Below are 23066 nucleotides of genomic sequence, written 5' to 3'. Positions count from 1 at the left end.
GGCGGCCCACCGAAGGCAATGGTCGCTTTGGGTGCTCTTGGGAGATTTCGAGGCGCCGGGCGACCCCCGGTGGTCGGACCCGCCGGTCGAGTCGGCTAGAATCGGCACAGTGGCCCGCCCAGTTCTGCCTCGGGCCGCTCTTCCAGGCCAGGCGACTGCCGGCCCAGTCGATTCGCTCTTGCGCCGCGACCACGTCCATTGACGAACGGGTTGCGCCGGGCAGAACGACCATCTTCAACTTTTCGGAGTACCTACCTGTGTCTACTGACACCTCCTTCGCCGCCATCGGCGTGCCCACCCCTCTCGTCACGGTTCTCGACGGCCTCGGCATCACGGTGCCGACGCCCATCCAGGCCGCGACCCTCCCCGACTCCCTCGTCGGCCGCGACGTGCTCGGCCGCGGCCGCACCGGCTCGGGTAAGACCTACGCCTTTCTGCTGCCGCTGCTGACCCGTCTGTCGCAGTCGGGTGGCAAGCGTCAGGCGCGTCGCCCCCGCGCCCTGATCCTCGCCCCGACGCGCGAGCTCGTGACGCAGATCGACACCGCCATGGCCCCGCTCGCCAAAGCCTTCGGCCTCAACTCGCTGACCATCTTCGGCGGCGTCGGCCAGAACCCCCAGGTGAACGGTCTGCGGGCGGGAGTCGACGTCATCGTCGCCTGCCCCGGCCGGCTCGAAGACCTCATGCAGCAGGGTCACGTCATGCTCGACGCGGTCGAGGTCACCATCCTCGACGAGGCCGACCACATGGCCGACCTCGGCTTCCTGCCCGGCGTCAAGCGCATCATGGACAAGACCCCGCGTGACGGCCAGCGGATGCTGTTCTCCGCCACTCTCGACGGCGCCATCAACGTTCTCGTGAAGCGCTACCTGACCAACCCCATGACGCACGAGGCTGATTCGGCTCAGTCGCCCGTCTCCACCATGAGCCACCACGTGCTGCACGTGAGCAATGACGCGCACCTTCCCGTCATCCTCGACCTCACCGCGGCGCCGGGTCGCAAGATCGTCTTCACCCGCACCAAGCATCGCGCCAAGAAGCTGACCAAACAGCTCAACGCGTCGGGAGTTCCGGCCGTCGAACTGCATGGCAACCTCAGCCAGGGTGCGCGCACGCGGAACATGGACGACTTCCAGACCGGCCGGGCGCAGACCCTCGTCGCTACCGACATCGCCGCCCGCGGCATCCACGTCGACGATGTCGCGCTCGTCATCCACGCCGACCCGCCCGTCGAGCACAAGGCCTACCTGCACCGTTCAGGCCGTACGGCCCGCGCCGGGAACGACGGCATCGTCGTCACGATGATGCTCGACGAGCAGGCTCGCGACGTGCGTGACCTCACTCGCAAGGCCGGCATCAAGCCGACCACGACCCGCGTGCAGCTCGGTCACCCGCTGCTCACCTCGCTCGCCCCCGGCGAGCGGTCATACGCCGGTGGGCTCGTGCGCGAGGAGGCTCCGGCGTCGTCCGGCAACGGCTCGGGTCGCGGGCGCGGCCAGCGCAGCGGTGGCAACGCCGCGGCCGGTTCCGGTCGCGGTCGTGGCCGTGGCGCGAGCGCCGGTGCGGCGCGCCAGGGCTCCCCGTCCCAGGGCGGCCCCGCCAGAGGCACCCGCTCGGGTGGCCGTGGCCGGTCAGCACAGGGCTCGGAAGGGCAGGGCGCCCCGGCCCGCAGCGGTGGGGCTGGTCGCCGCGGCGGTACGCCAACGGTCTACTCGACCAGCTCGGGCGGCAGCGCGGCATCCTTCTCGGCCGGAACACGCAGCGGAACACGACGCGCCTCGCGCTGACATCTTTTTACCGTCGAAAGGGCGGTTCGTGCTCGGCCCGCGACGTCAGTGACCTTCGCAGACCGCACGAACCGCCCTTTCGAGGTGGTGAGGGTCAGGACCGCTTGGGGCTGCGGCTGCGACCGCGGAACTCCGCCACGATCTGCCCGTCCGACTCGCGTTTGACGGTGACGTCGGTCAGTCCACTGCGCCCGTACGAGCCACGGGTTCTCGCCTCGGCGAAGAGCACGTCGCCGAGGCGCGCCGGGGCGGTGAAGGCGATGTCGGCGCCGGCCGCCACAGTGAGCCGGCCTCGCGAGTTGCAGGCCAAGGCAAAACACGAGTCGGCGAGCGTGAAGATGAACCCGCCGTGACACATCGCGTGCCCGTTGACCATGTCGGCGCGGATCGCCATGCGCACCACCGCGTGGTCGTGCTCGAGCACGGTGGCCTCCATGCCGAGACTGCGGGACGCCGCGTCGTCCTCCCACATCCGGCGGGCGAACTCGACGCCGAGGTCGGTGTCACCGGGCTGCGCGCCCGCCTCGGAGACCTCGCTCACGTCAGGCTCCCGTCGGTGAGTGCGGGGCTCGGCCGGTAGCGACCCCCCGGAAGGGCGGCATCGAGCGCCCTGATCTGGTCGGCCACCACCGAGAACCCGATCTCACGGCCCCACGCGATCGGCCCCTTCGGATACCGCACACCCAGCACCATTGCCGTGTCGACGTCGTCAGCGCTGGCCTCACCGCGGTGCACGAGGTCGACGGCCTCGTTGACGAGCATGGCGAGCGTACGGGCCAGCGGATCGGTCTCGATCAGTCCGCCCACGAGCCGGTCGGCCAGTGCGGCGTCCGGCTCGGGTCGTTCGACCGTTCCGTCAGCCGTGTACGCGTAGACGCCGTGCCCCGACTTGCGCCCGAGTCGACCCTCGGCAACAAGCTGCTGCTGGAACTGCGTTGGGGCATAACGTTCGTCGTGCTCAGTCTGCTCCCAGACCGAGGTGCCGACGGCCAGGTTGACGTCCTGCCCGATGAAGTCGGTCAGCTCGAACGGGCCCATCGGAAAGCCGCCACGTTCGCGCAGGATGGCGTCGATGGTGGCGGGGTCGGCCACACCCGTCTCGACAAGCCGTTGCGCCTCACCGTAGAAGGGTCGCGCGACCCGGTTGACGATGAACCCGGGGGTCGAGGCGCACCGCACCGGCGTCTTGCCCCAGGTCTGCATGAGCGCGGCCGCGTGGTCGACGTAGGCCCGTGACGTCTGTTTCGCGTGCACCACCTCGACCAGGCGCATCAGCGGAGGCGGGTTGAAGAAGTGCAGGCCGAGCACTCGTTCCGGCTCGGTCACGTCGTCGGCGATGGCGCCGATGTCGATGCTCGAGGTGTTGGTCGCCAGCAGCGTGGTCGCCGGCTGGTGCTCCGCGAGCTCGGTGAACACCTCACGTTTGAGCTCGAGGCTCTCGGGCACCGCCTCGATGACGAGTGAGCACTCCGGCAGCTCGGCGATGGTCTCGACGGCGCCGATGCGCGCGAGGATGTCAACCCGCTCGACATCGGTGACCCGACCCTTGGCGACCAGTCGGGCCAGGGTGCCTCCCAGGCGCGTCAGGGCCGCGTCGACCACGGCGGCGTCGCGGTCGACAAGCGTGACCCGGTGGCCGGCCGTGGCCGCGACCTGGGCGATCCCGATCCCCATGGCACCACTGCCGATCACGCCGACCCGCCCCAGCCTGGCGTCGTCTTCGCCGGAGTGGGTTGGCTGTTCGCGGTCGTTCGCGTCGACGTCCATGGTGACCATCCTGCCCTCGCGGCGTACCAACGTTCGAACGGAACGCCACGAGGCGGCAGTGCACCGCTTCGGTCAGAGGCCGCGCGACGGCGCGGGGCGGAGGTGGGCTCGCCGTTTCGTGCCGCCCGAGGTCCCGTCTAGCATCGATGGCGTGACTGCAACGGCGCCTGACCAACACCTGACCGACCACCCGCTGCTCGGCGCCCACGCCGGCCTGCTCGACGAGGCACGTGCGGCGCTCGCGGCGCGCTCCTGGTTCTCGCGCTACCCCGAGTCGCCGAGCCCGCGGGTGTACGGCGAGGCAGCCGCCGCTGACGGACTGGCCGCCCATGAGTCACACCTGAACGAGCCGTTCGGTGCCCTGTCGGGTCAGCCGACCGACGGCTCGTTCGTCGGTGGCGAGGTCTCGCCCTACGGTCCTGTGCTCGGGGTGACCTACCCGTCGCTCGACCTGGATGCCGGCCTGGCCGCCGCGCGCGCCGCCATGCCCGCCTGGCGCGACGCGGGCGCGCAGGTGCGGGCCGCTGTGTGCGTCGAGATCGTCGACCGCATCAACCGGCGCAGCTTCGAGATGGCGAACGCGGTGATGCACACCTCCGGGCAGCCCTTCGTCATGGCGTTCCAGGCCGGTGGCCCGCACGCCCAGGACCGCGCCATCGAGGCGATCGTCGCGGGCCTCGTCGAGCAGGAACGGTTTCCGGCATCCGTCGTCTGGGAGAAGCCGGCCCGCGACCAGCCGATCCGCATGCAGAAGGACTACCGCATCGTGCCGCGCGGTGTCGCTCTGGTCATCGGGTGCAACACCTTCCCGACGTGGAACGCCTACCCCGGCCTGTTCGCCTCCCTCGTCACGGGCAACGCCGTGGTCGTCAAGCCCCACCCGCGCGCGGTGCTGCCGCTCGCGATCACCGTCGAGGTGGCGCGCGAGGTGCTGACCGACGCCGGTTTCGACCCGGCGCTGGTGCAGCTCGCGGCCGAGGCCGACGGCCAGGGCCTGGCCAAGACCCTCGCCGAGCGTGCCGAGATCGCGATCATCGACTACACCGGTGGCCCGACGTTCGGGGCGTGGCTCGAGCAGTCGGCGGCCGCCAACGGCACCCTCGTCTACACCGAGAAGGCCGGGCTCAACACCGTCGTCGTCGACTCGACCGACAACCTTCGGGGCACCCTCGGCAACCTCGCCTTCTCGCTGACGCTCTACTCCGGCCAGATGTGCACGGCGCCGCAGAACCTCTACGTGCCGGCGGGCGGGGTCGACACCGACGAGGGCCACCTCAGCTTCGACGACTTCGGTGACCGGCTGGCCGCTGCCGTCACGCGCCTCACCGGCGACGACGCCAAGGCCGTCGAGCTGCTCGGCGCCACCGTCAACGCCCAGGTGCGCGACAACGCCGACTCGCTCGCAGCCCTGGCCGCCGACGGCGAGGGGCGGGTGGTGCTCGACTCGCGCCGGGTCACCCACCCGACCTGGCCGGATGCCGTCGTGCGCGCACCCGGTCTGGTGGCGCTCGACGCGGCCCGCGAAGACCTCTACACGCAGGAGTGCTTCGGGCCGGTCGGCTTCCTCATCCGCACGAGCGGCACCGACCAGTCGCTGGCCCAGCTCGCCGACACCGTTCGCGAGCACGGGGCCATGACGGCCGCGGTCTACTCCACCAGCGAGGCCGTGCTCGAGGCTGCGCGCGACGCTGCCGCCGAGGGTGGGGTCGCCCTGTCGGAGAACCTCACCGGGCCGGTCTTCGTCAACCAGACGGCGGCCTTCTCCGACCTGCACGGCACCGGCGCGAACCCGGCCGCCAACGCTGCCTACACCGACGCCGCCTTCGTCGCCAACCGCTTCCGGGTCATCACCTCTCGGCGTCACGTCTGATGGTCACCCAGGCCGACCGGGTCGGCCAGCACGTCGAGGCCGACCGGGCGGCGCTGCAGGCCGGCGCCATTCGCACGCTCGTGCTGTCGCAGGTGCTGAGCGGGCTGGGGATGGCCAGCGGCATCGCCGTCGGGGCGCTGCTCGCCCAGCAGCTGTCCGGCTCCGACGCGCTCGCCGGCCTCGGCACCACCTTCCAGGTGCTCGGCGGTGCGCTCATCGCCATTCCCGTCGCCCGGGTGATGGCGGCCAGAGGACGTCGCCCGGGGTTGCAGCTCGGGTACCTGCTCGCCTTCGTCGGCGCGGCGATCGTCGTCTCGGCGGCCGTCGCCGACTCGTTCCCGCTGATGCTCGTCGGCATGTTGCTGTTCGGGGGCGGCACCAGTGCCAACGGCCAAGCGCGGTACGCAGCTGCCGACCTTGCCCTCCCGGCGCGCCGCGGTCGTGACCTCTCGATCGTCGTCTGGGCCACGACGATCGGCTCGGTCATCGGGCCCAACCTCGTCGGCCCCGGCAAGGCCTTCGCCCAGGCGGTCGGGCTGCCCGACCTCGCCGGGTCGTTCGTCTTCTCGCTGGCCGGTTTTCTGCTGGCCTGGATCGTGATCAACCGGCTGCTCCGGCCTGACCCGCTGCTCACCTCACGCGCACTCGAACGAGCCGGTCGGGCGGCCGCGGCCCAGCGGCCCCCGGAGCCCTCGAGGGATGTGACCGACGCGGCCCGGCCGGAACCGGCCGACCCGTCGGGGCCGTTGGAGCCCGACGCGGCTGCCTCGCTCGATGCCGCTGATGACGCCGATGACCACGACGGGTCGCTGTCGCGGGGGCTGCGGGTCGTTCGCGCCAACCCGATGGCTCGCCTCGGCATGATCACGGTGGCACTCGGGCACCTGGTCATGGTCAGCGTGATGGTGATGACGCCGCTGCACATGAGCCACGGCAACGCCGAGCTCGAGGTGATCGGGTTCGTCATCTCGATGCACATCGTCGGCATGTACGCGTTCTCGCCGCTGGTCGGTGCGGCGGTCGACCGGTGGGGCGGGCGCCGCGTCGCCAGCACGGGTGGGGTCATCCTGGCTGCTGCCGGCCTGCTCGCCTCCCGCGCCCACACGGGCTGGTCCGGGCTGCTGCTGGTGGCCCTCGTGCTGCTCGGGCTGGGCTGGTCGTGCACCCTCGTCTCGGGCTCGACACTGCTCACAGCCTCCGTCACGGCCTCGGAACGTCCTGCGGTGCAGGGTCTCTCGGAGGTGGTGATGGGGCTCGCCGGCGCTGGCGGCGGAGCGCTCGCCGGCGTGGTCGTGGGCGGGTTCGGCTATCCGACCCTGGCCGCAGCCGCGGCCGTGGTCGGCGTTGGCGTGGTGGTGCTGGCGACCACGACGCACCGCGACCGGTCGACCGTTCCGACGGCTTCGTGATGGGCCGTGAGCGCGTGCTGACCCTCCGGGGTGAGGGAAGGCGGGGTCCGGGAAGGCGGGGTCCGGGAAGGGTGGGTCAGAGGAACAGGAAGAGCACGAACCCGACGAACGGCAGGGTGCCCTGAGTGAGTGCGGCCCGCAGGTAGCGTCGGCCGGTCGTGACGAGCACGGCGGCCGCGAGCCACATCGAGGCGGTGGAGAAGAGCACCAGGGCCTTGCCGCTGCTCTCGTGGCCGGTGAACCAGAGCACCAGACCGAGCGCCGCACCGACGCCGAGGAACAGGTTGTAGAAGCCCTGGTTGTACGCCATCGGACGGGTGGTCTCGGCCGAGGCCTGGTCGGCGATCCCGAACCGCTTCCAGGTGTCGGGGCGGGTCCACCAGAGGCTCTCCATCAGGAAGATGTAGGCGTGGAGCAGGGCGGCCAGCCCGACGAACACACTCGCGACGACGCTCATGGCTGGAGCCTAGTGCGAGGTCCCGGGCCCGCGAGCGACGCGACGCGAGGCGGCATCCACCGGTTGGTGGCGGTCATTCGCCGACGGGCCCGCCGCACAGCTCAGCGACGATGTCGAGGTGGCCGAGGTGCCTGGCGTACTCCTGCATCAGGTGCAGCAGCACGCGCTCGAGCGTGGCGGGCGGCTTGCCGTTCCAGCGCTCCCCAGGCTGACCGACCTCCTCGAGACCGTGCGCGGCCAGCACCGCGTCGCTGCGCGCCGCCTGCGAACGGAAGGCCGTCAGCAGGGTGGCCAGAGTCTCGTCGTCCGCTACGTGCCAACGGCCGTCGCGGTGGTCGCGGTGGTCGGCCCACGGGTCGGCGACGGTGCGCCCCTCGAAACCCCATTCGAGCCAACGTCGCTCGACGTGGGTCAGGTGGTTGAGCAGCTCGAGAGGGGTCCATCCCGACGGCAGCAGGCTGCTGCTCAGCCGGCCCTGCGGGATGCCCTCGAGCCTGCTGACGACCTGGTCGCGGAAGTACTCGAGGTAGCGGCCGAGCACTTCAGCGCGAGTCGAGGCAGCGCGGGTCGGCTCGGGGAAGGGGAGGCTCATACCGCTGACTATGCACCGCTGCGGCGCCGACGTACTCGCAGACCTCCTCGTCGCCCTCACGGCGCGCCGGTCAGGCGGTGACCCGCAGGGTCGAGGTGTGGTCGGGCCGCACGATGACCTCGATGCGGTCGGCGACCCGCGACTTCAGCTCGGTGACGTGACTGACGATGCCCACCGTGCGCCCGCCCGCCCGCAGCCCCTCAAGGGTGTGCATGACGTCGTCGAGCACGTCGGGGTCGAGGGTGCCGAACCCCTCGTCGACGAAGAGGGTGCCGAGGTCGACGCCACCCGACTCGGAGCGCACCACCTCGGCGAGCGCCAGCGCCAGCGACAGCGAGACGTAGAAGGTCTCGCCGCCTGACAGGGTGCCGACGTCGCGCACCTGGTTGGTCTGCATGTCGTGGACCCGCACCCCCAGACCCGACTTGAGGTTGCCCTTGCGGGCGCCCCAGTGCTCGAGGGTGTAGCGCCCGCCGGAGAACCGGGCCAGCTCGGTGTTCGCCGCCGACAGCACCTCGGCGAAGCGCCTTATGAGCACGTAGTTGGCCAGGTCGAGGCGCAGCTGGTTCTCGCCGCCGCCGGCCACCAGCTGGCCGACCCGAACGGCGTCGGCGGTCGCGGCCATGACCTCGGCGTTGCGGGCCAGCGCCTCGGAGACCTCGAGCACGCGCTTTCTGGCCCTGCTCAGCTGGTCACGCAGGCTCCCGTGCTCGTTGCTCGCGGCCTCCATGTCCTTCTTGCTGGCCTTCTCGAGCGACTCCAGCTGGGCGATGTCATCGAACAGGGCGTCGAGCTGCACGTCGGCGAGCTCGGGCCCGGAGAGCCCGGCCTTGACCTGGGTGCAGGCCGTCTCGAACTGCTCGATCTCACGCTGCCGGGCCTGGATCCACTCCTGGCTGCGGTCGGCCGCCAGCCACTCGGCGACACTGTCGAACCCGGCCGCAGCGAGGTCGGAGCCGCGGGCCATCTCGTCTTCGGCGACGGCGGCGCGAGCGGTGTCGCGCACTCCGAGGGCGTCGATGAGGTGGTCGATGTCGGTGGCCGCCCCGCTGAGCGTCGAGCGACGGGCGGCCACGCTCGGGTGGCCGCCACGGGCGGCTTCGACCTCGGCGCGCTCGCGTTCGAGGCGCGCCGTGAGGTCGGCAACGGACTGGTCGAGTCGGGCCAGGGTGGTGGCCAGCTCGGAACGGGTCGCAGTCAACGACGCCGCGCGCTCGCGCAGCTCTGCGAGCCGGGCCGTTCCCACGGCGACGTCGGTCTCCGCCTGCACCGACTCGGCCAACAGCTCGGCCGCCGTCTCGGCTGCCTGGGTGGCCCTCTCGACGCCGAGCCCGCCCGCTCTCGCCGCGAGCTCACGCACCTCGGCCCGGGCCATGGCCAGCTCGTCGACCCGGCCGGAGGCCAGCTCTCGCAGCCTCGCAACCCGGGTCTCCTCGGCGGTGACCTGAGCGGGGGTGACCGCATCGTCGGTCGGGCGGGCCGGCTCCGGATGCTCGACGGCCCCACAGACCGGGCAGGCCTCGCCCGAGACGAGGGTCAGGCCGAGCTCACCGGCGATGTCGTCGATGCGCCGCTGCCGTAGATGCGCCAACGATGACTCCCCGCGCCGCACGGAGTCGAGAGCCGCGGCAGCCAACACCTCACGTTCGGCCACGCGTTCGGCCGCTCCCGCATGCGCGGTGGCCGACCGAAGCCGCTCGGCCGCCCGCTCCGCCTCGGTGACCCGGCCGGCGAGGAGGGCGAGGCGCCGCCGCGCCTCCGTGAGGGTGTTGTCGTGGGTCTCGATGACGTCGGGCAGGGCCTCCAGCAGGGCCGTGGTGGCCTCGAGATCGGTCTGCGCCCGCTGCCGATCGGCCCGCAGGTCTTGGGCCTCGCCCTCGCGGGCGGCGAGCCCCGCCTCGAGCGCGATCGCTCCCGAGAGCGAGCCGACCACCTCGCGCGCCGAGGTCGCCGCCTCGCGCAACAGCGAGATGCTGCGCTCGCGCAGATGTGGCTCGACCCTCGAGCGAGCAGCCACCAGCGCAGACTCCGCCCGTTTGAGGGCGGCTTCAGAGATGGCCAGGGTGCGAACCGCCCCGACCACCGGTTTCGCCTGCGTGGCCCGCGTGACGGTGGCGGCCAGCTCGCGCATCTCGACTGCGCGCCGACCAAGGTCTTCGTCCAGCTGTTGCAGCTGCCGGAGCCGGTCACGGCGTTCGATGCGCAGCCGCGTTCGCCGCACCTCGTCGGCCATCTGCCCGTGCGCCTCGATGGCCTCGCGGCTCACCTTGGCGGAGTGCCGCTTGCGGGTGGCGAGCTCGTCGACCACCTCCGCCAGCTCGGCGGCCAGCAACTCCGGGCTGGTGCGGCTGGTCGCGACCAGGCGCTCGCGGGCCTCCTCGTCGAGGCCCACCGACACGGCAAAGGCGTGCACGGCGAGCCGGATCTCGTCGACGGCGCCCTGACGGCTGGCCTGCGCCGCCTTGCCGGCCTCGACGATCTCGTCCTGCACCCGGCGGAAGAACGCGGTGCCGAACACCTTCTCGAGGAGTCGGCCCTTGTCTTCGGGCTTGGCCCGCAGGAAGGTCGCGAACTCACCCTGGGGCAGGATGACGGTCTGCACGAACTGGTCGCGGGTGAGCCCGACCGCGCGGGTGATCTCGTCGTCGCAGTCGCCGATGTTGGTCGAGAGCAGGTCACCGCCGACAAGATCATCGGGGGTGGCGACCCGCCACAGCTTGACGCTCGGCTGCGCCACGGTGGTACCCGACCCGCGCGACTTCGGCCGTTCGAAACGGGGGGTGCGCTGCACCCGGTAGAGGCCTGACTGGGTTTCGAAGACGAGCGTGACGAGAGGCACCGTGCGAGGGTCGGCGTGGTGGGAGTGGATGCGCTCGACGTCGGCCGAGGCCTGCGCCACCTTGCCGTAGAGGGCGAAGGTGATGGCGTCGATGATCGTCGACTTCCCCGATCCGGTGGGCCCCTCGAGCAGGAAGAGGCCCGCTCGACCCAGGCTCGCGAAGTCGACACGCTCGGTGCCCGCGTAGGGCCCGATCGCCGTCATCTCGAGGTGGTGCAGCTGCACGTCAGGCCCCCTCCTGCGCCTCGGCCGCCCGCGTCGCCGACACCGCCGCCTCATACCCGGCGGTGAACGCGTCGATCTCGCCGAGACTCGCCTCGCTCTTGGTGACGTGGGCGATGAAGTCGGCGCCGAGCTCGCGGGGGTCTCTCTCGCTGACGGCGGTGGTGCCGCTGCGGCCTCGGTCGACCGCCCCCTCCGGCTCGTGGAAGACCTGCAGGGCATGCGGGAAGCGCGTCTTGAGACGGTCCATCAACGAGTCGGGGCGAACCCGGTCGGTCACCGTGACCCGAACCCAGCTCTGCTCGTGCACCGACAGGGCGGCATCCGCGAGCAGCTCGTCGAGCCGACCGCTCAGCGTCGCCATCGGGCGTGGCTGCTCGATCTCGACGGGGTGCACCCGGGCCGGGCCGGAGGCCGGCAGGTCAACCAGCAGCACCACCTTCTGCTGGCGCTCCTCGGAGAAGGAGTAGCGCAGCGGCGAACCGGAGTAGCGCACCACCGAGCCGTCGGCCGCTGCCGGTGCCTGGGGGCCGTGCAGGTGCCCGAGCGCCGCATAGTCGATGCCACGGAACACCGTGCCGGCCACCCGGTCGACACCGCCGACCATGATGGAGCGCTCGGAGTCGCTGGGCTCGGCTCCGGCGACGAAGGCGTGGGCCATCACCACGCTGCGCCGTCCCTCCCGGCGGGCGAGGTCGTCGCGGATGCGGTCGCAGGCCGCCGCGACGACCGCCTGGTGTGACCGTGGCAACAGGTCACCCGCCCCACTCGGCGCCAGCGCAGCTCGCGCGTGGTCGGGGTCGAGGTAGGGGATGCCGTAGATCGCGACCGGCACGCCGTCGGATCCCTCGAGCAGCACCGGCAGGTCGAGCATGGCCGGGTCGGTGATCATCCGGATGCGGTCGCGGAAGAGCGCCGCACCGTAGCCGAGCCGGATCGCCGAGTCGTGGTTGCCGGAGGTGACCACGACGGTGGTGCTCTGCGCCAGCCGGCTGAGGGTCCACTCGAAGAGCTGGACCGACTCGACGGGTGGCACCCCGCGGTCGTAGACGTCGCCGGCCACGAGCACGGCATCGATCGGCACCCCATCGGGCGGGTTCTCGACGAGGCTGGCGATGCGGTCGAGCACAGCAGACTGCGCCTCGTGCAGGTTCACGCCGTGGAGCGTGCGCCCGAGGTGCCAGTCGGAGGTGTGGAGCAACCGCATGTTCTGACGGTAGGCCGACCCGCTGACAGCGCGTTCCTGACACACCGGCCGTGAGACCGCTGCCGGCGCCGGCCATCATCAGGTGCACCCCCCCAGCGCCACCGCCACGCCAGCAGCGCCGCCGCCGCCGGCACCACCGCACCAGCACCACCGCGCCAATCGGGCAGTGCTGGCGCCGGTGACTCTGCGGGCGAGCGGGCCTACGGTGTCGGGATGGGAAACAGGCGCGCCGGTGGCCTCGACGAGGTGGTGTTCTCGGTCGAGGTGCAGAGCCTCGGTGTGGGCGACCGACCCTCGGTCGCGATCCTGGTCAACGGCCGTCGTCTCGAAGAGCTGGCGGCGCAGGTCGAGCGACAGCAGGCCAGCGACGAGGGGTCGCCTCAGCTTGCCGGGCAGTACGCCGGTCTGCCTGCCCGGCTCGTGGCCGAGGGCGGCCGCCATTTTCTCGGCCACCCGGAGGAGGTGTGGTTCGGAGACGGCGACACGGTGCTGCTCGGCTGCACCTGCGGTATTGCCGGCTGCTGGCCCCTGACCGCGGAGGTGGTGCTCACCCCGGTCACCGTCAGCTGGCACCGCTTCCGCACCGGGCACCGCGACTGGGACCTGCGCCGGTTGGGGCCGTTCACCTTTGCCCGCGACCGCTACGAGCAGTCACTCGCCGCTGCCGCCGGCGTCTGAGCCGAGCCGGGCGCTCAGTCGTCGGTCTTGAGGAAGCCCAGCAGCATCGAGACGAACGTGATGATGAGAGCGCCGAACACGGCATCCCAGAAGAAGTGCTGAACGTGGAACGCGAGGTTGAACTGATCGGCGAGCCACGACGTGAGCTGGAGCATGAGCGCGTTGACGATGAACACGAACAGGCCCAGGGTCAAGATGATGAGCGGCAGCGTCACCAGCTGGGTGATCGGTCGCACCAGTGAGTTCACCAGTCCGAAGATGACGGCGACGAGCGCCACCGTGCCGATCACCTTGCCGGCATCGCCCTCACCGAAGGTGATGCCGGGCACCGCCCAGGCCGCGACCCACAGGGCGAGGCCGTTGATGACGGTCTTGATGGCGAAGTTGACCAGCATGGCGTCAGTCTTCCACGGGTAGACCGGGATGCTCGTCACCTGGGATCCGCGGCTGGAACATGGCGTTGAGGCGCAGCAGGTCGGGGTCGACCATCTTCAGCGAACCGACCGCGTCGGCGACGGCGACGCGTTCGATGCGTCCGCTCCGCAGGGCGACCATCTGGCCCCAGTCGCTCTCGAGGGCCGCTTCGACGGCAGCGACCCCGAACCGGGTGCCGAGCACCCGGTCGAAGGCGACGGGGGAGCCACCGCGCTGGATGTGGCCGAGCGCGGTCATGCGGCTCTCGATGCCGGTGCGTCCCTGGATCTCGCGGGCGAGGATCGAGCCGATCCCGCCGAGGATCTTGTGGCCGTAGATGTCGATGTCGGGCTCGGGGATCTCGAACCCGCCGGGCTTGGGCAGGGCGCCCTCGGCGACGACGATGATGGTGGCGAAGCGTCCCTTGCGGTGCCGGCCGACGATGCGCTCGCACAGCTCGTCGATGTCGAACGGCTCCTCCGGCGTCAGGGTGATCGCTGCGCCCCCCGCGAGGCCCGACCAGATCGCGATGTGCCCGACGTGCCGGCCCATCACCTCCACCACGAGCACCCGGTGGTGGGACTCGGCCGTGGTGTGCAGGCGGTCGATGGCGTCGGTGCAGATCTGCACGGCCGTCTGGAACCCGAACGTCATCTCGGTGAGGCTGATGTCGTTGTCGATCGTCTTGGGCACGCCGATGACCGGGAAGCCGTTCTCGTGCAGTCGGCTCACCACGTGCATCGAGCCTTCACCGCCGATCGCGATGATCGCGTCGAGCCCGTGCCGGTCGTAGGCCTTGCGCACCCGTTTGAGGCCGTCTTCATGGGCGAAGGGCTGGTCGCGGCTGGTGCCGAGGATGGTGCCGCCGAGAGGCAGGATGCCGCGGCAGCGGTCGACGTCGAGGGTCTCGTAGTCGTCTTGCATCACCCCCGCCCAGGCGTTGCGAAAGCCGATGACCGTGCTGTCGTAGGTGACCTCGGAGGCGCGGACGGCGCCCCGAAGGACGGCGTTGAGCCCGGGGCAGTCACCGCCCCCGGTGAGGATGCCGATGCGCATTGCGACGTTCTTTCAGTGGGTTGGCGAGCTGACGGTGTCGAGACGGCCATGGCGCGACGCTGCGAGCCTAGCCACTCGCCCGGATGCCGTCAGGTTCTCGCCCAGCGAGGCGCCCGGTTCGTGAGACGGCCGGCACCGGGATCTTTGCCGGCAAACTAGTTGACATATTTGACTAGTAAGGTAAACAATCTAGTCATGAGCACCCAGACCTGGCCCAGCGAATGGCTGCGGGGCGTGCTCGAGGTCTGCGTGCTGCGAATCCTGCTCGACGGCCCGAGCTACGGCTACGCCCTGACCCAGTCGCTCGCTGCGGCCGGGCTCGGCGAGGTGAAGGGCGGCACGCTCTACCCCCTCCTGGGCCGGCTCGAGCAGTCCGGGCAGGTTGAGGTCGAATGGCGGCCCGGTGACGCGGGGCCGGGGCGGAAGTTCTTCGCCCTCACCGCGCAGGGCCGCCAGCACGCCCGGTCGCTCGCCGAGCACTGGGCGCAGTTCAGCACCACCACCCGCGCGCTGACCGACGGCGCGCTCGCTCGAGGGGAACACCGATGAACGAGACGACCGACCGAGCTCAGGCCCCACAGCGGGCGACGTCGCGAAGCACCGCCCTGGGCGTCCTGGCTCCGCACGTCGACCCCGCCTGGGCCGAGACCTTCGTCATCGAGCAGCGGCTGCTGGGCGTGACCGGCGAGCAGATCGGAGACGCCCTGGCCACCGTCGAGTCGCATGTGGCCGAGTCCGGCGAGACGGCCGTTGCAGCCTTCGGCGACGCCCGCGAGTACGCCCGGCAGGTCGCCGAGGTGCAGGGCCGCGACGCCGTCACCATCGACTCCAGAACGATCTTCGGGTCGGTGCTCGGTCTGGTCGCGATCGCCCTGGTCCCGCGCGCGCTCGGCGACTGGCTCGATGGGCGAGCGGTGTCGGTCTCGGTCGGCGACCTCGTCATGGTGGCCCTGCTCGCCGCGCTCTGCGTCGTGTTGTTCACCGCCTCGCGGGCGGTGCTCACCTTTCTCGTCGACCACCGGTGGGCGGCCCTGCTCATCGCCCCGGTGCTCATCGCGGTCTTCGTCGGCGCTCTGCTGGCGCTGCCCGCAGTGGTGACCACGCTGCCGGTGGGGGTCGTGGCAGCGGTGGGCCTCGCGGCCCTGCTGGCCGAGGTCGTGATCATGTGGCGCCAGCCGCAGGACGAGCTGGTGAACCCGGCCGCCCCCTCCGGTGCGAGGTCTACGGCATCCCCCTCGCCCGTGCTCGCCCTCATCCTCGGGCCAGGCCTGGTGGGCCTGATGTGCTTGAGCGCCTGGGCTCTGCGACTCGTCGCCTGACGGTGTCGCGGTGGCGTGAACCCGGGCCCGCTTCCCCTTCGGTCAGCCGGGCCGTAAGTTCGGTCTCCTTGACGACAACAACAACCACCACCACCACCACCACCATGAGCACGAGAACGAGCGGAGAGGGGGAGGGGTGCCTGGCCGCGGGGCCGCGCCACCCCTGACGACGAGATGAGTGAGCCCACGGACAACCCGGTACGCCTTCGCCACGTGCTGTCGCAGCTGCCCGACTACGTGCCGGGCAAGCCCGCCGCGGCTCCCGCGGGGGTGACGGCCTACAAGCTCAGCTCGAACGAGAACCCCTACGGTCCCTTGCCATCGGTGCTCAGCGCCATCGAGCAGGGGGCGACCACCGTCAACCGCTACCCCGACATGGCGGTCACGGCCCTCACCGAACGGCTGTCGACGGCGCTCGACGTGCCGCCCGAGTGCCTGGCCTTCGGCACCGGCTCGGTCGCCGTGCTGGCCCAGATCGTGGCAGCGGCCTGCGACGAGGGCGACGAGGTGGTCTTCGCCTGGCGCTCGTTCGAGGCCTACCCGATCGTCACCCAGCTGGCGGGCGCCAAGCCCGTCATGGTCGGGCTCGACGAGCAGCAGCGGCACCGCCTCGACGCGATGGCCGCAGCCGTGAACGACCGCACCCGGGTCGTGCTCGTGTGCACCCCCAACAACCCGACCGGCCCGTGCGTGCACACCTCCGAGCTCACCCGCTTTCTCGACCGGGTGCCCGATGACGTCATCGTCGTCGTCGACGAGGCCTACGTCGAGTTCGTGCGCGACCCGGATGCCGTCAAGGGCCTCGAGCTGTGGCGCGAGCACCCCAACGTCGTCGTGCTGCGTACCTTCTCCAAGGCCTACGGCCTGGCCGGCCTGCGGGTGGGCTACGCGGTGGCCCACCCCCCGGTCGCCGCCGCGTTGCGCAAGACGGCGACCCCGTTCGGGGTGAGCTCGATCGCCCAGGTGGCGGCCATCGCCTCTCTTGACGCCTTCGCCGAGCTGAACGACCGGGTCGAGTCGCTGGTGGCCGAGCGTGACCGGGTCACCCAGGCCCTCGACGACCAGGGCTGGAAGCTGCCGGCGTCCGACGCGAACTTCGTCTTCTTCCCTCTCGGTACCGAGTCGGCCGACTTCGCCCGTGCCTGTGAGGAGGCCGGCATCATGGTGCGCCGCTACGGCGACGACGGGGTGCGCGTCACCATCGGCGAGACCGAGGGCAACTCCAGGCTTCTCGAGGTTGCCGAGTCCTTCGGCGCGCGCTGACCCGACCATGACCGGGTCACGCTCTCTCAGGTCCGCGCTCGGCTCGTCGGCGGTTGTGCTCGGCCGCCCTGTGTCGGTGGCGCAGCTGACGGTCGTGGCGGTTGCCGTGCTGGGCCTGGCGCTGACCGTGCCCTCGATCGGGTCGGCCACCTCGCGGTTGGTGATCTCCGACCCCGGGCGCGGTTCGGTCATCAGCGACCAGTCGTCGTGGAGCTGGGGGCAGGTCGTCGTGCGATCTGGCGACTCGTTCGAGAGAGCCTTCCCGAACGCGCCGGGTCTCGTGCTCTTCGTGCTGAGTCTCGCTCTCGGTCTGCTCGCCGTGCTCTGGTGGGCTTGGCGCCCCGGCCGGGCCGGTGCCCTCCTCGGCGTGCTGGGGCTGACCGTCGCCACGGTCCGCGTGCTGACCTCGGTGGCCGAGCGCCTGGGCGACACACAGGTCGACGCCTACGCGAACACGGCGCTCGACGTGCGCTCCTACCTGCAGGCGGCGGCAGTGACCGAGACGATCGCGGCTGTGCTGCTGCTGCTCGCGCTGGCGGGAATGCTGGCGCTGGCTCTCGGTTCCGGGCCCATGCTGACCGAGCCCAGCGGCATCCGGGAGGGGCACGACGGCACGACCCCTGGAACGGGTCGCGCCCCACTGGCCGGCCCACCCACCGGCTTCAGCGACGAGGTTCCCAAGCCAGCAGAACGACCCGACCACCGACCCGATCACCGTTTCGAGCCGCCGGCATGAGGCCCAGCCTCGTTCCTGGGCGCTGGCCCGGCGCCCTGCTGGCCACCGTGGGACTGGTGCTGGCCTGGCCGGCCATCTTCTGGCCCGCGCTCGTGATCACCTACGGCGTGCCCGACGATGTCACGCTCAACAGTCCTCCCCTGCCCCCGTTGGCGCAGGGCATCTGGAGCTGGGGCAAGTACGCCCAGCTCGGCGACCTAGGCCCCGACATGACGTTCGAGATGTCGAACACCATGGGGTTGCTGGTGGTCGTCGGCTCGCTGGCCCTCGGGTGCGGGGCAGCGGCCGCCTGGGCCCTGGTAGCAGGGGAGACCGGCCGTTCCCTGGGCATCGCCGGCGTGGCCTTCGCGGCTGCCGTGCAGCTGGCATCGTCGGCCCTGTGGATCGGCCAACGCCAGGCCGGGTCGTTCGGGGACGGCAACGCGTTGGACCTCGTCGAGCAACAGGTGTCGGGTTGGCTGCAGCTGGGTTCGGCCGCCGGGCTGCTGGCCGCCCTCGTTCTCATGCTCTGGAGACCGGCGCGGTCGCTGTTGCTCCCGCTGCTGCTCCCGCTGTGGCAGACCTACGGCGTGGGCCGACGAACCGGGGTGACCGAGGAGCGGGCCGACGGCCCGCAGCCTCCGCAGCTGGGCACCGCAGTGCTGCGGGAGCCCGGCGGTCCGGGCAGGGCTCGCCTCCACGACGACCGGCCCTCCGTCGGCTTCTCCGACGATGAGCGCGCCGCGGGGGGTCGTTCGCGAGAGCTCGACTGAAGCGGTCTTGTCGCAGCTTCAGCCACCAGCTCCATTCTGCTGATGGCACACCCGTCGTTGTGCCATGGTGAGAGCCCTCGGGGCGTTGGCACGATGGAGGGGCCTGGTGAGTGCTGTGTTTGCGCAGATCCGAGCGTGCGTCGCCCGTTTTCCGCTGGTCGAGGGGAGGCCGCCGGCAGGGGTTCTCGCCCTGCTCGGGGTGCTGTGCTGGCTGCCCACGACCGTGTGGCCCGTGCTGCGGTTCACCTTCCCGATGCAAGCAGCGAACGCTTTCGGCCCCGACTACCGGGGCCCTGACGTGGTCACCGAGTCGTGGAGCTGGGGCAGGTCGGTCACGGTGACCGGGAGCGTCGATGCCGGTCTCGGGCAGGGCAACGTCATCACCCTCGCGATCATCGTCGTCGGCCTGACCGCCGGAGCTCTCGGTGCGCTCTGCTGGCTGCTGGTCCGAGGGGAGGCCGGCGTGCTTCTCGGCGCCGTGGCCACCACCTTCGCCCTGGCCGTCTGCGCCCGGTCGGTGGGCGAGCGCTACGGCTACCTGCTGTCGCAATGGTGGTCTGACGCGGCGCCGACGAGCGCCGTGATCGAGACGACCACCGTCGGACACGCAGAGGTCGCGGCGGCCATCGCGCTGCTGGCGGCACTCGGGTCGTGCGTCTGGCCCTCGGTCGTGGCCGTGGCCGGGCCCGGGCTGCGACGAGCCGTCGGTGCGGCCACCGTGCCCGAACCCCCCGGTGCTCGGCGGGGCCCCGCTCTCGAGGGGCCTCCGGTCGAGCTCTCCGACGACGTTGGCGAGCCCGCCCAGGGCCGGCGAAGACAGGGCTGAACGGCCGGTACCCGATGGATCGGCGGCCGGGCGGGGATCGCATGGTGTCGGTGCGGCGGCCTACGGTCAGACGATGCTGACCTGTGTCGCCGTCTCGGGGTATCGATCGCTGCGTGAGGTCGTCGTTCCGCTGCACGGCCTCGATGTCGTTCAGGGTGCGAACGGCAGCGGCAAGTCGAGCCTCTACCGGTCGCTGCGGCTGCTGGCCGGCTGCGGTCGCGGCGACGTCATCGCCTCCCTGGCCCGAGAGGGTGGGCTGCAGTCGGCGCTCTGGGCCGGACCCGCCACTCTCGGCGGCGCCCGGCGCGAGGGCCACGACGTGCAAGGCACGGTGCGCAAGGGCCCGATCAGCCTCCGGTTGGGCTTCGCCTCCGACGACTTCGGCTACCTCGTCGACCTCGGGCTGCCCCAACAGGGCAGTGAACCCGTTCGGGAGCCGTCGGCCTTTCTGCGCGACCCCGAGATCAAACGGGAGGTCGTCTGGGCCGGCCCGGTCATGCGACCCGGCTCGGTGCTGGTGCGGCGCCGCTGGTCCGTCGTCGAGACGCGCTCGAGCAGCGACGACGGTGGGGCGGCCGACCACGAGACCGGCTTCGACGACTGGGAGTCCGACCCGCTGCCGGGTGCCGGGTCGATGGCGCGTGACCGGAGGCGACCGACCCGCGGGTGGAGCGAGCTCACCCGGTCCCTCGCCCCATGGCAGAGCATGCTCACTGAGCTGGCCGACCCCGAGCGGGCACCCGAGCTTCTCGCCGTTCGCCGGATCATCGCGCGGTGGCGCTTCTACGACGCCTTCCGGGTCGACGCCGATGCGCCCGCCCGCCGCCTGCAGGTCGGCACCCGCACGCCCGCCCTCGCCGACGATGCCGCCGACCTCGCGGCCGCGCTCCAGACGATCCGTGAGAACGGGCGATCGGGTCTGGATGCCGCAGTGGCCGACGCGTTCCAGGGCGCGATCCTCGACATCGCCGTCACCGACGGGCGCTTCGACGTACACCTGCACCAGCCCGGCATGCTGCGACCGCTCTCGAGCGCCGAGCTGTCTGACGGCACCCTGCGCTACCTGATCTGGGTCGCGGCCCTCCTCACCGTCGACCCGCCTCCCCTCATGGTGCTCAACGAGCCCGAGACCTCGCTGCACCCCGACCTCATCGCGCCCCTGGCCCGCCTGATCCGGTCGGCGGCCGAGCGCAGCCAGGTCATGGTCGTGTCCCATTCCGCGCCCCTCATCGCGGCGCTCGGCATCGACGCTGGGGGCGACGACGACAGTGACGGTGGGGGCCCGGTCGGGCTGGGCAGCCCCGCCCGCTCCGTCACGCTCGAGAAGGACCTCGGCGAGACCTTCGTGTCGGGCCAGGGCCTGCTCACCACGCCGACCTGGAACTGGGGCTCTCGCCGTTGACGCCTCCACCCCGTACGGAACTGGCCACTCGACTGGTTGGGGGAGACCGCACCGCGGTCGAGTGGCCAGTTCCGTACGGACCACGGTCGAGTGGCCAGTTCCGTACGGGACGGGGCCCAGCGGCATCCGGGACGGGCCGTGTGGCGTCCCGCATTGTGAGATTCCCGGGATGCTCCGGTAAGTTGCGAAGGGAGGACCCGCACGTGCCCGCCGTCACCTCGACGAGCGCCTCTGCCCCCCACAGCCGATGAGCGGGCGACCCCCGTGAGCGGCCCGAACAACGGCCGGTTCGACCGGCGAAGGAGCCCCAGTGAGCGACAAAGCAGTCGCCGAGCGGCAGGAGCCGACCCCTTCGGTCGGCGACGGCGGCCCGGACATGATCCAGCTGCTGACCCCGGAGGGCCAGCGGGTGTCCCACCCCGACTACGACAAGTACGTCGAGAACCTCACGGCCGACGACCTGCGCAGCTTCTACCGCGACCTCGTGCTGATCCGTCGTCTCGACGCCGAGGGCTACGCGCTCCAGCGTCAGGGCGAGCTCGGCCTGTGGCCCAGCCTGCTCGGCCAGGAGGCGGCTCAGGTCGGCTCCGGCCGGGCCCTGCGGCCGCACGACTTCGTCTTCCCGACCTACCGCGAGCACGGGGTCGGCTTCGTGCGCGGTATGGACCCCCAGAGCTCGCTGCAGCTCTTCCGCGGCGTCAGCCAGGGCGGCTGGGACCCGAAGGAGAACAACTTCCACCTCTACACGATCGTCATCGGAGCCCAGGCGCTGCACGCCACCGGCTACGCGATGGGCGTGAAGATGGACGGCAACGTCGGCACCGGCGACCCCGAGCGCGACACGGCGGTGATCTGCTACTTCGGCGACGGCGCCAGCTCGCAGGGTGATGTGAGCGAGGCCTTCGTCTACGCCGCCAGCTTCGATGCTCCGGTGGTGTTCTTCTGCCAGAACAACCAGTGGGCCATCTCCGAGCCGGTCACCAAGCAGACCCGCATCCCGCTCTTCCAGCGAGCGCGTGGCTTCGGCTTCCCGGGCCTGCGCGTCGACGGCAACGACATCCTGGCCACCTACGCCGTGACGAAGCACTGCCTCGACATGGCGCGCTCGGGCAACGGCCCGGTGCTCGTCGAGGCCTACACCTACCGGATGGGCGCGCACACGACGGCCGATGACCCCACCAAGTACCGCATCTCGGCCGAGGTCGAGCAGTGGAAGTTCCGCGACCCGATCCTGCGGCTGAAGAGCTACCTGGCCCATGAGGGGATGGCCGACGAGAGCTTCTTCAAGGCGGTCGACGAAGAAGCCGACGGGTTCGCCGCCGAGCTGCGGGCGGGCTGCCTGAGCCTCGAGACGATGCCGGGACACACCATGTGGGACCACGCCTACGCCGAGGACCACCCGGTTATGGAGGCCGAACGCGCCGCCTTCCTCGCCTACCAGGCGAGCTTCGAGGAGGCGAACTGATGGCCACCACGAAGATGACTCTGGCCAAGAGCCTCACGAGCGGGATGCGCAAGGCGATGGAACGCGACCCCAAGGTCGTGCTCATCGGGGAAGACATCGGCAAGCTCGGCGGGGTGTTCCGCATCACCGAGGGCCTGCAGAAGGACTTCGGCGAAGACCGGGTCATCGACAGCCCGCTGGCCGAGTCGGGCATCGTCGGTACCGCCCTCGGCATGGCCCTGCGCGGGTACCGACCGGTCTGTGAGATCCAGTTCGACGGCTTCGTCTACCCGGCGTTCGACCAGATCGTCAGCCAGGTCGCGAAGATGCATGCGCGCGGTCTCGGAGCGGTGCGGGTGCCGATGGTGATCCGCATCCCGTTCGGGGGCGGCATCGGCAGCCCGGAGCACCACTCCGAGAGCCCGGAGGCCTACTTCGCCCACACCGCCGGCCTGCGCACCGTCGCCTGCTCCAACCCCGAAGACGCGCACTGGATGATCCAGCAGGCCATCGAGTGCGACGACCCGGTGATCTTCTTCGAGCCGAAGCGTCGCTACCACGACAAGGGCGAGTACGACGTGGATGCCGCTGCCGCCCCGCGGGGCCTGTTCGAGGCCAACGTGGTTCGCGCCGGCACCGACGTCACGGTGGTCGGCTACGGCCCGGTCGTCAAGACGATGCTGGAAGCCGCCGCCGCGGCCGAGACCGAAGGCACCTCGCTCGAGGTCATCGACCTGCGCTCGTTGTCACCGCTGCCCATCGACGTGATCACGGCATCCGTGCGCAAGACCGGTCGACTCGTCTGCGTGCAGGAGGCGAGCAGCTTTCTCGGGATGAGCTCGGAGATCTCGGCGCAGGTCACCGAGCAGTGCTTCTACGACCTCGAGGCGCCGGTCATCCGCGTCGCCGGTGCCAACATCCCGTATCCGCCGAGCCGGATGGAAGACAACTTCCTCCCCGACCTCGACCGGATCCTCGACGGCGTCGACCGCGCACTCGCCTACTGACCTCTCGCACCTGATCGGA

The 23066-nt window shown here is 71.0% G+C and carries 21 protein-coding genes; 13 read left to right on the top strand and 8 right to left on the bottom strand.

What is annotated here, in order from left to right:
* Positions 1-257 precede the first annotated feature (257 nt).
* Entirely contained in the window at positions 258-1787 is a 1530-nt protein-coding gene (locus tag BA895_RS02895) for a DEAD/DEAH box helicase (RefSeq protein ID WP_070190387.1), read from the top strand.
* Between the two features lie 94 nt (positions 1788-1881).
* On the opposite strand, the gene paaI is transcribed toward BA895_RS02895, so the two are convergent.
* Positions 1882-2328 carry a hydroxyphenylacetyl-CoA thioesterase PaaI gene (gene paaI, locus BA895_RS02890; RefSeq protein WP_070190386.1) on the bottom strand — a complete coding sequence of 149 codons (447 nt, stop codon included), beginning with the start codon at positions 2326-2328 and terminating at the stop codon, positions 1882-1884.
* Complete coding sequence (locus tag BA895_RS02885) at positions 2325-3554, bottom strand: 3-hydroxyacyl-CoA dehydrogenase NAD-binding domain-containing protein (protein ID WP_083282913.1); 1230 nt, start codon at positions 3552-3554, stop codon at positions 2325-2327. The genes paaI and BA895_RS02885 overlap by 4 nt, the downstream gene beginning before the upstream one ends.
* Before the next feature lie 151 nt (positions 3555-3705).
* Between BA895_RS02885 and paaN the strand changes: the two genes are divergently transcribed.
* Both paaN and BA895_RS02875 read left to right on the top strand, forming a co-directional pair.
* The gene (gene paaN, locus BA895_RS02880) at positions 3706-5424 is read left to right on the top strand and encodes a phenylacetic acid degradation protein PaaN (RefSeq protein ID WP_254666290.1); all 1719 of its coding nucleotides are present in this window, start codon (positions 3706-3708) and stop codon (positions 5422-5424) included.
* Positions 5424-6833 carry an MFS transporter gene (locus BA895_RS02875; RefSeq protein ID WP_070190385.1) on the top strand — a complete coding sequence of 470 codons (1410 nt, stop codon included), beginning with the start codon at positions 5424-5426 and terminating at the stop codon, positions 6831-6833. Before paaN ends, BA895_RS02875 begins: the two co-directional genes overlap by 1 nt.
* A gap of 76 nt (positions 6834-6909) precedes the next feature.
* On the opposite strand, the gene BA895_RS02870 is transcribed toward BA895_RS02875, so the two are convergent.
* From BA895_RS02870 to BA895_RS02855, 4 genes are all read right to left on the bottom strand, one after another.
* Entirely contained in the window at positions 6910-7290 is a 381-nt protein-coding gene (locus BA895_RS02870) for a DUF1304 domain-containing protein (protein WP_070190384.1), read from the bottom strand.
* Between the two features lie 73 nt (positions 7291-7363).
* Positions 7364-7882, bottom strand: a complete 519-nt coding sequence (locus BA895_RS02865; protein ID WP_070190383.1) for a DUF664 domain-containing protein — start codon at positions 7880-7882, stop codon at positions 7364-7366.
* 70 nt (positions 7883-7952) lie between these two features.
* Positions 7953-10946 carry an AAA family ATPase gene (locus tag BA895_RS02860; protein ID WP_070190382.1) on the bottom strand — a complete coding sequence of 998 codons (2994 nt, stop codon included), beginning with the start codon at positions 10944-10946 and terminating at the stop codon, positions 7953-7955.
* Position 10947: 1 nt separating this feature from the next.
* A complete protein-coding gene (locus BA895_RS02855; protein ID WP_070190422.1) occupies positions 10948-12150 on the bottom strand; it encodes an exonuclease SbcCD subunit D in 1203 nt (400 codons plus the stop codon).
* 213 nt (positions 12151-12363) lie between these two features.
* On the opposite strand from BA895_RS02855, the gene BA895_RS02850 reads away from it, so the two are divergent.
* Positions 12364-12828: a hypothetical protein gene (locus tag BA895_RS02850; RefSeq protein WP_070190381.1), complete on the top strand. Its 465-nt coding sequence runs from the start codon at positions 12364-12366 to the stop codon at positions 12826-12828.
* Between the two features lie 14 nt (positions 12829-12842).
* On the opposite strand, the gene BA895_RS02845 is transcribed toward BA895_RS02850, so the two are convergent.
* Positions 12843-13262: a phage holin family protein gene (locus BA895_RS02845; protein WP_371327685.1), complete on the bottom strand. Its 420-nt coding sequence runs from the start codon at positions 13260-13262 to the stop codon at positions 12843-12845.
* Positions 13228-14298 carry a 6-phosphofructokinase gene (locus BA895_RS02840; RefSeq protein ID WP_070190380.1) on the bottom strand — a complete coding sequence of 357 codons (1071 nt, stop codon included), beginning with the start codon at positions 14296-14298 and terminating at the stop codon, positions 13228-13230. The genes BA895_RS02845 and BA895_RS02840 overlap by 35 nt, the downstream gene beginning before the upstream one ends.
* A gap of 195 nt (positions 14299-14493) precedes the next feature.
* Here BA895_RS02840 and BA895_RS02835 point away from each other — a divergent pair, with 195 nt between their 5' ends.
* From BA895_RS02835 to BA895_RS02795, 9 genes are all read left to right on the top strand, one after another.
* Entirely contained in the window at positions 14494-14847 is a 354-nt protein-coding gene (locus BA895_RS02835) for a PadR family transcriptional regulator (RefSeq protein ID WP_070190379.1), read from the top strand.
* On the top strand, positions 14844-15617 hold the full coding sequence (locus tag BA895_RS02830; RefSeq protein WP_070190378.1) for a hypothetical protein: 774 nt from the start codon (positions 14844-14846) through the stop codon (positions 15615-15617). Before BA895_RS02835 ends, BA895_RS02830 begins: the two co-directional genes overlap by 4 nt.
* Positions 15618-15791: 174 nt before the next feature.
* Positions 15792-16880, top strand: a complete 1089-nt coding sequence (gene hisC, locus BA895_RS02825; RefSeq protein WP_070190377.1) for a histidinol-phosphate transaminase — start codon at positions 15792-15794, stop codon at positions 16878-16880.
* A gap of 76 nt (positions 16881-16956) precedes the next feature.
* On the top strand, positions 16957-17616 hold the full coding sequence (locus BA895_RS02820) for a hypothetical protein (protein ID WP_139142489.1): 660 nt from the start codon (positions 16957-16959) through the stop codon (positions 17614-17616).
* Positions 17613-18368: a hypothetical protein gene (locus BA895_RS02815; protein ID WP_070190375.1), complete on the top strand. Its 756-nt coding sequence runs from the start codon at positions 17613-17615 to the stop codon at positions 18366-18368. The genes BA895_RS02820 and BA895_RS02815 overlap by 4 nt, the downstream gene beginning before the upstream one ends.
* Before the next feature lie 106 nt (positions 18369-18474).
* Complete coding sequence (locus tag BA895_RS02810; RefSeq protein WP_139142488.1) at positions 18475-19194, top strand: hypothetical protein; 720 nt, start codon at positions 18475-18477, stop codon at positions 19192-19194.
* A 73-nt stretch (positions 19195-19267) separates the two neighbouring features.
* Positions 19268-20596 carry an AAA family ATPase gene (locus BA895_RS02805; protein WP_070190373.1) on the top strand — a complete coding sequence of 443 codons (1329 nt, stop codon included), beginning with the start codon at positions 19268-19270 and terminating at the stop codon, positions 20594-20596.
* A 310-nt stretch (positions 20597-20906) separates the two neighbouring features.
* On the top strand, positions 20907-22061 hold the full coding sequence (gene pdhA, locus BA895_RS02800) for a pyruvate dehydrogenase (acetyl-transferring) E1 component subunit alpha (RefSeq protein ID WP_070190372.1): 1155 nt from the start codon (positions 20907-20909) through the stop codon (positions 22059-22061).
* Positions 22061-23047 carry an alpha-ketoacid dehydrogenase subunit beta gene (locus BA895_RS02795; protein ID WP_070190371.1) on the top strand — a complete coding sequence of 329 codons (987 nt, stop codon included), beginning with the start codon at positions 22061-22063 and terminating at the stop codon, positions 23045-23047. The genes pdhA and BA895_RS02795 overlap by 1 nt, the downstream gene beginning before the upstream one ends.
* Positions 23048-23066 lie beyond the last annotated feature (19 nt).

It is taken from the genome of Humibacillus sp. DSM 29435 (assembly GCF_001758225.1).
In the GTDB taxonomy this organism is placed as follows: Bacteria; Actinomycetota; Actinomycetes; order Actinomycetales; family Dermatophilaceae; genus DSM-29435.
The sequence above is the reverse complement of the archived record's forward strand: the minus strand, read 5'-3'. Positions and strand labels throughout refer to the sequence as shown.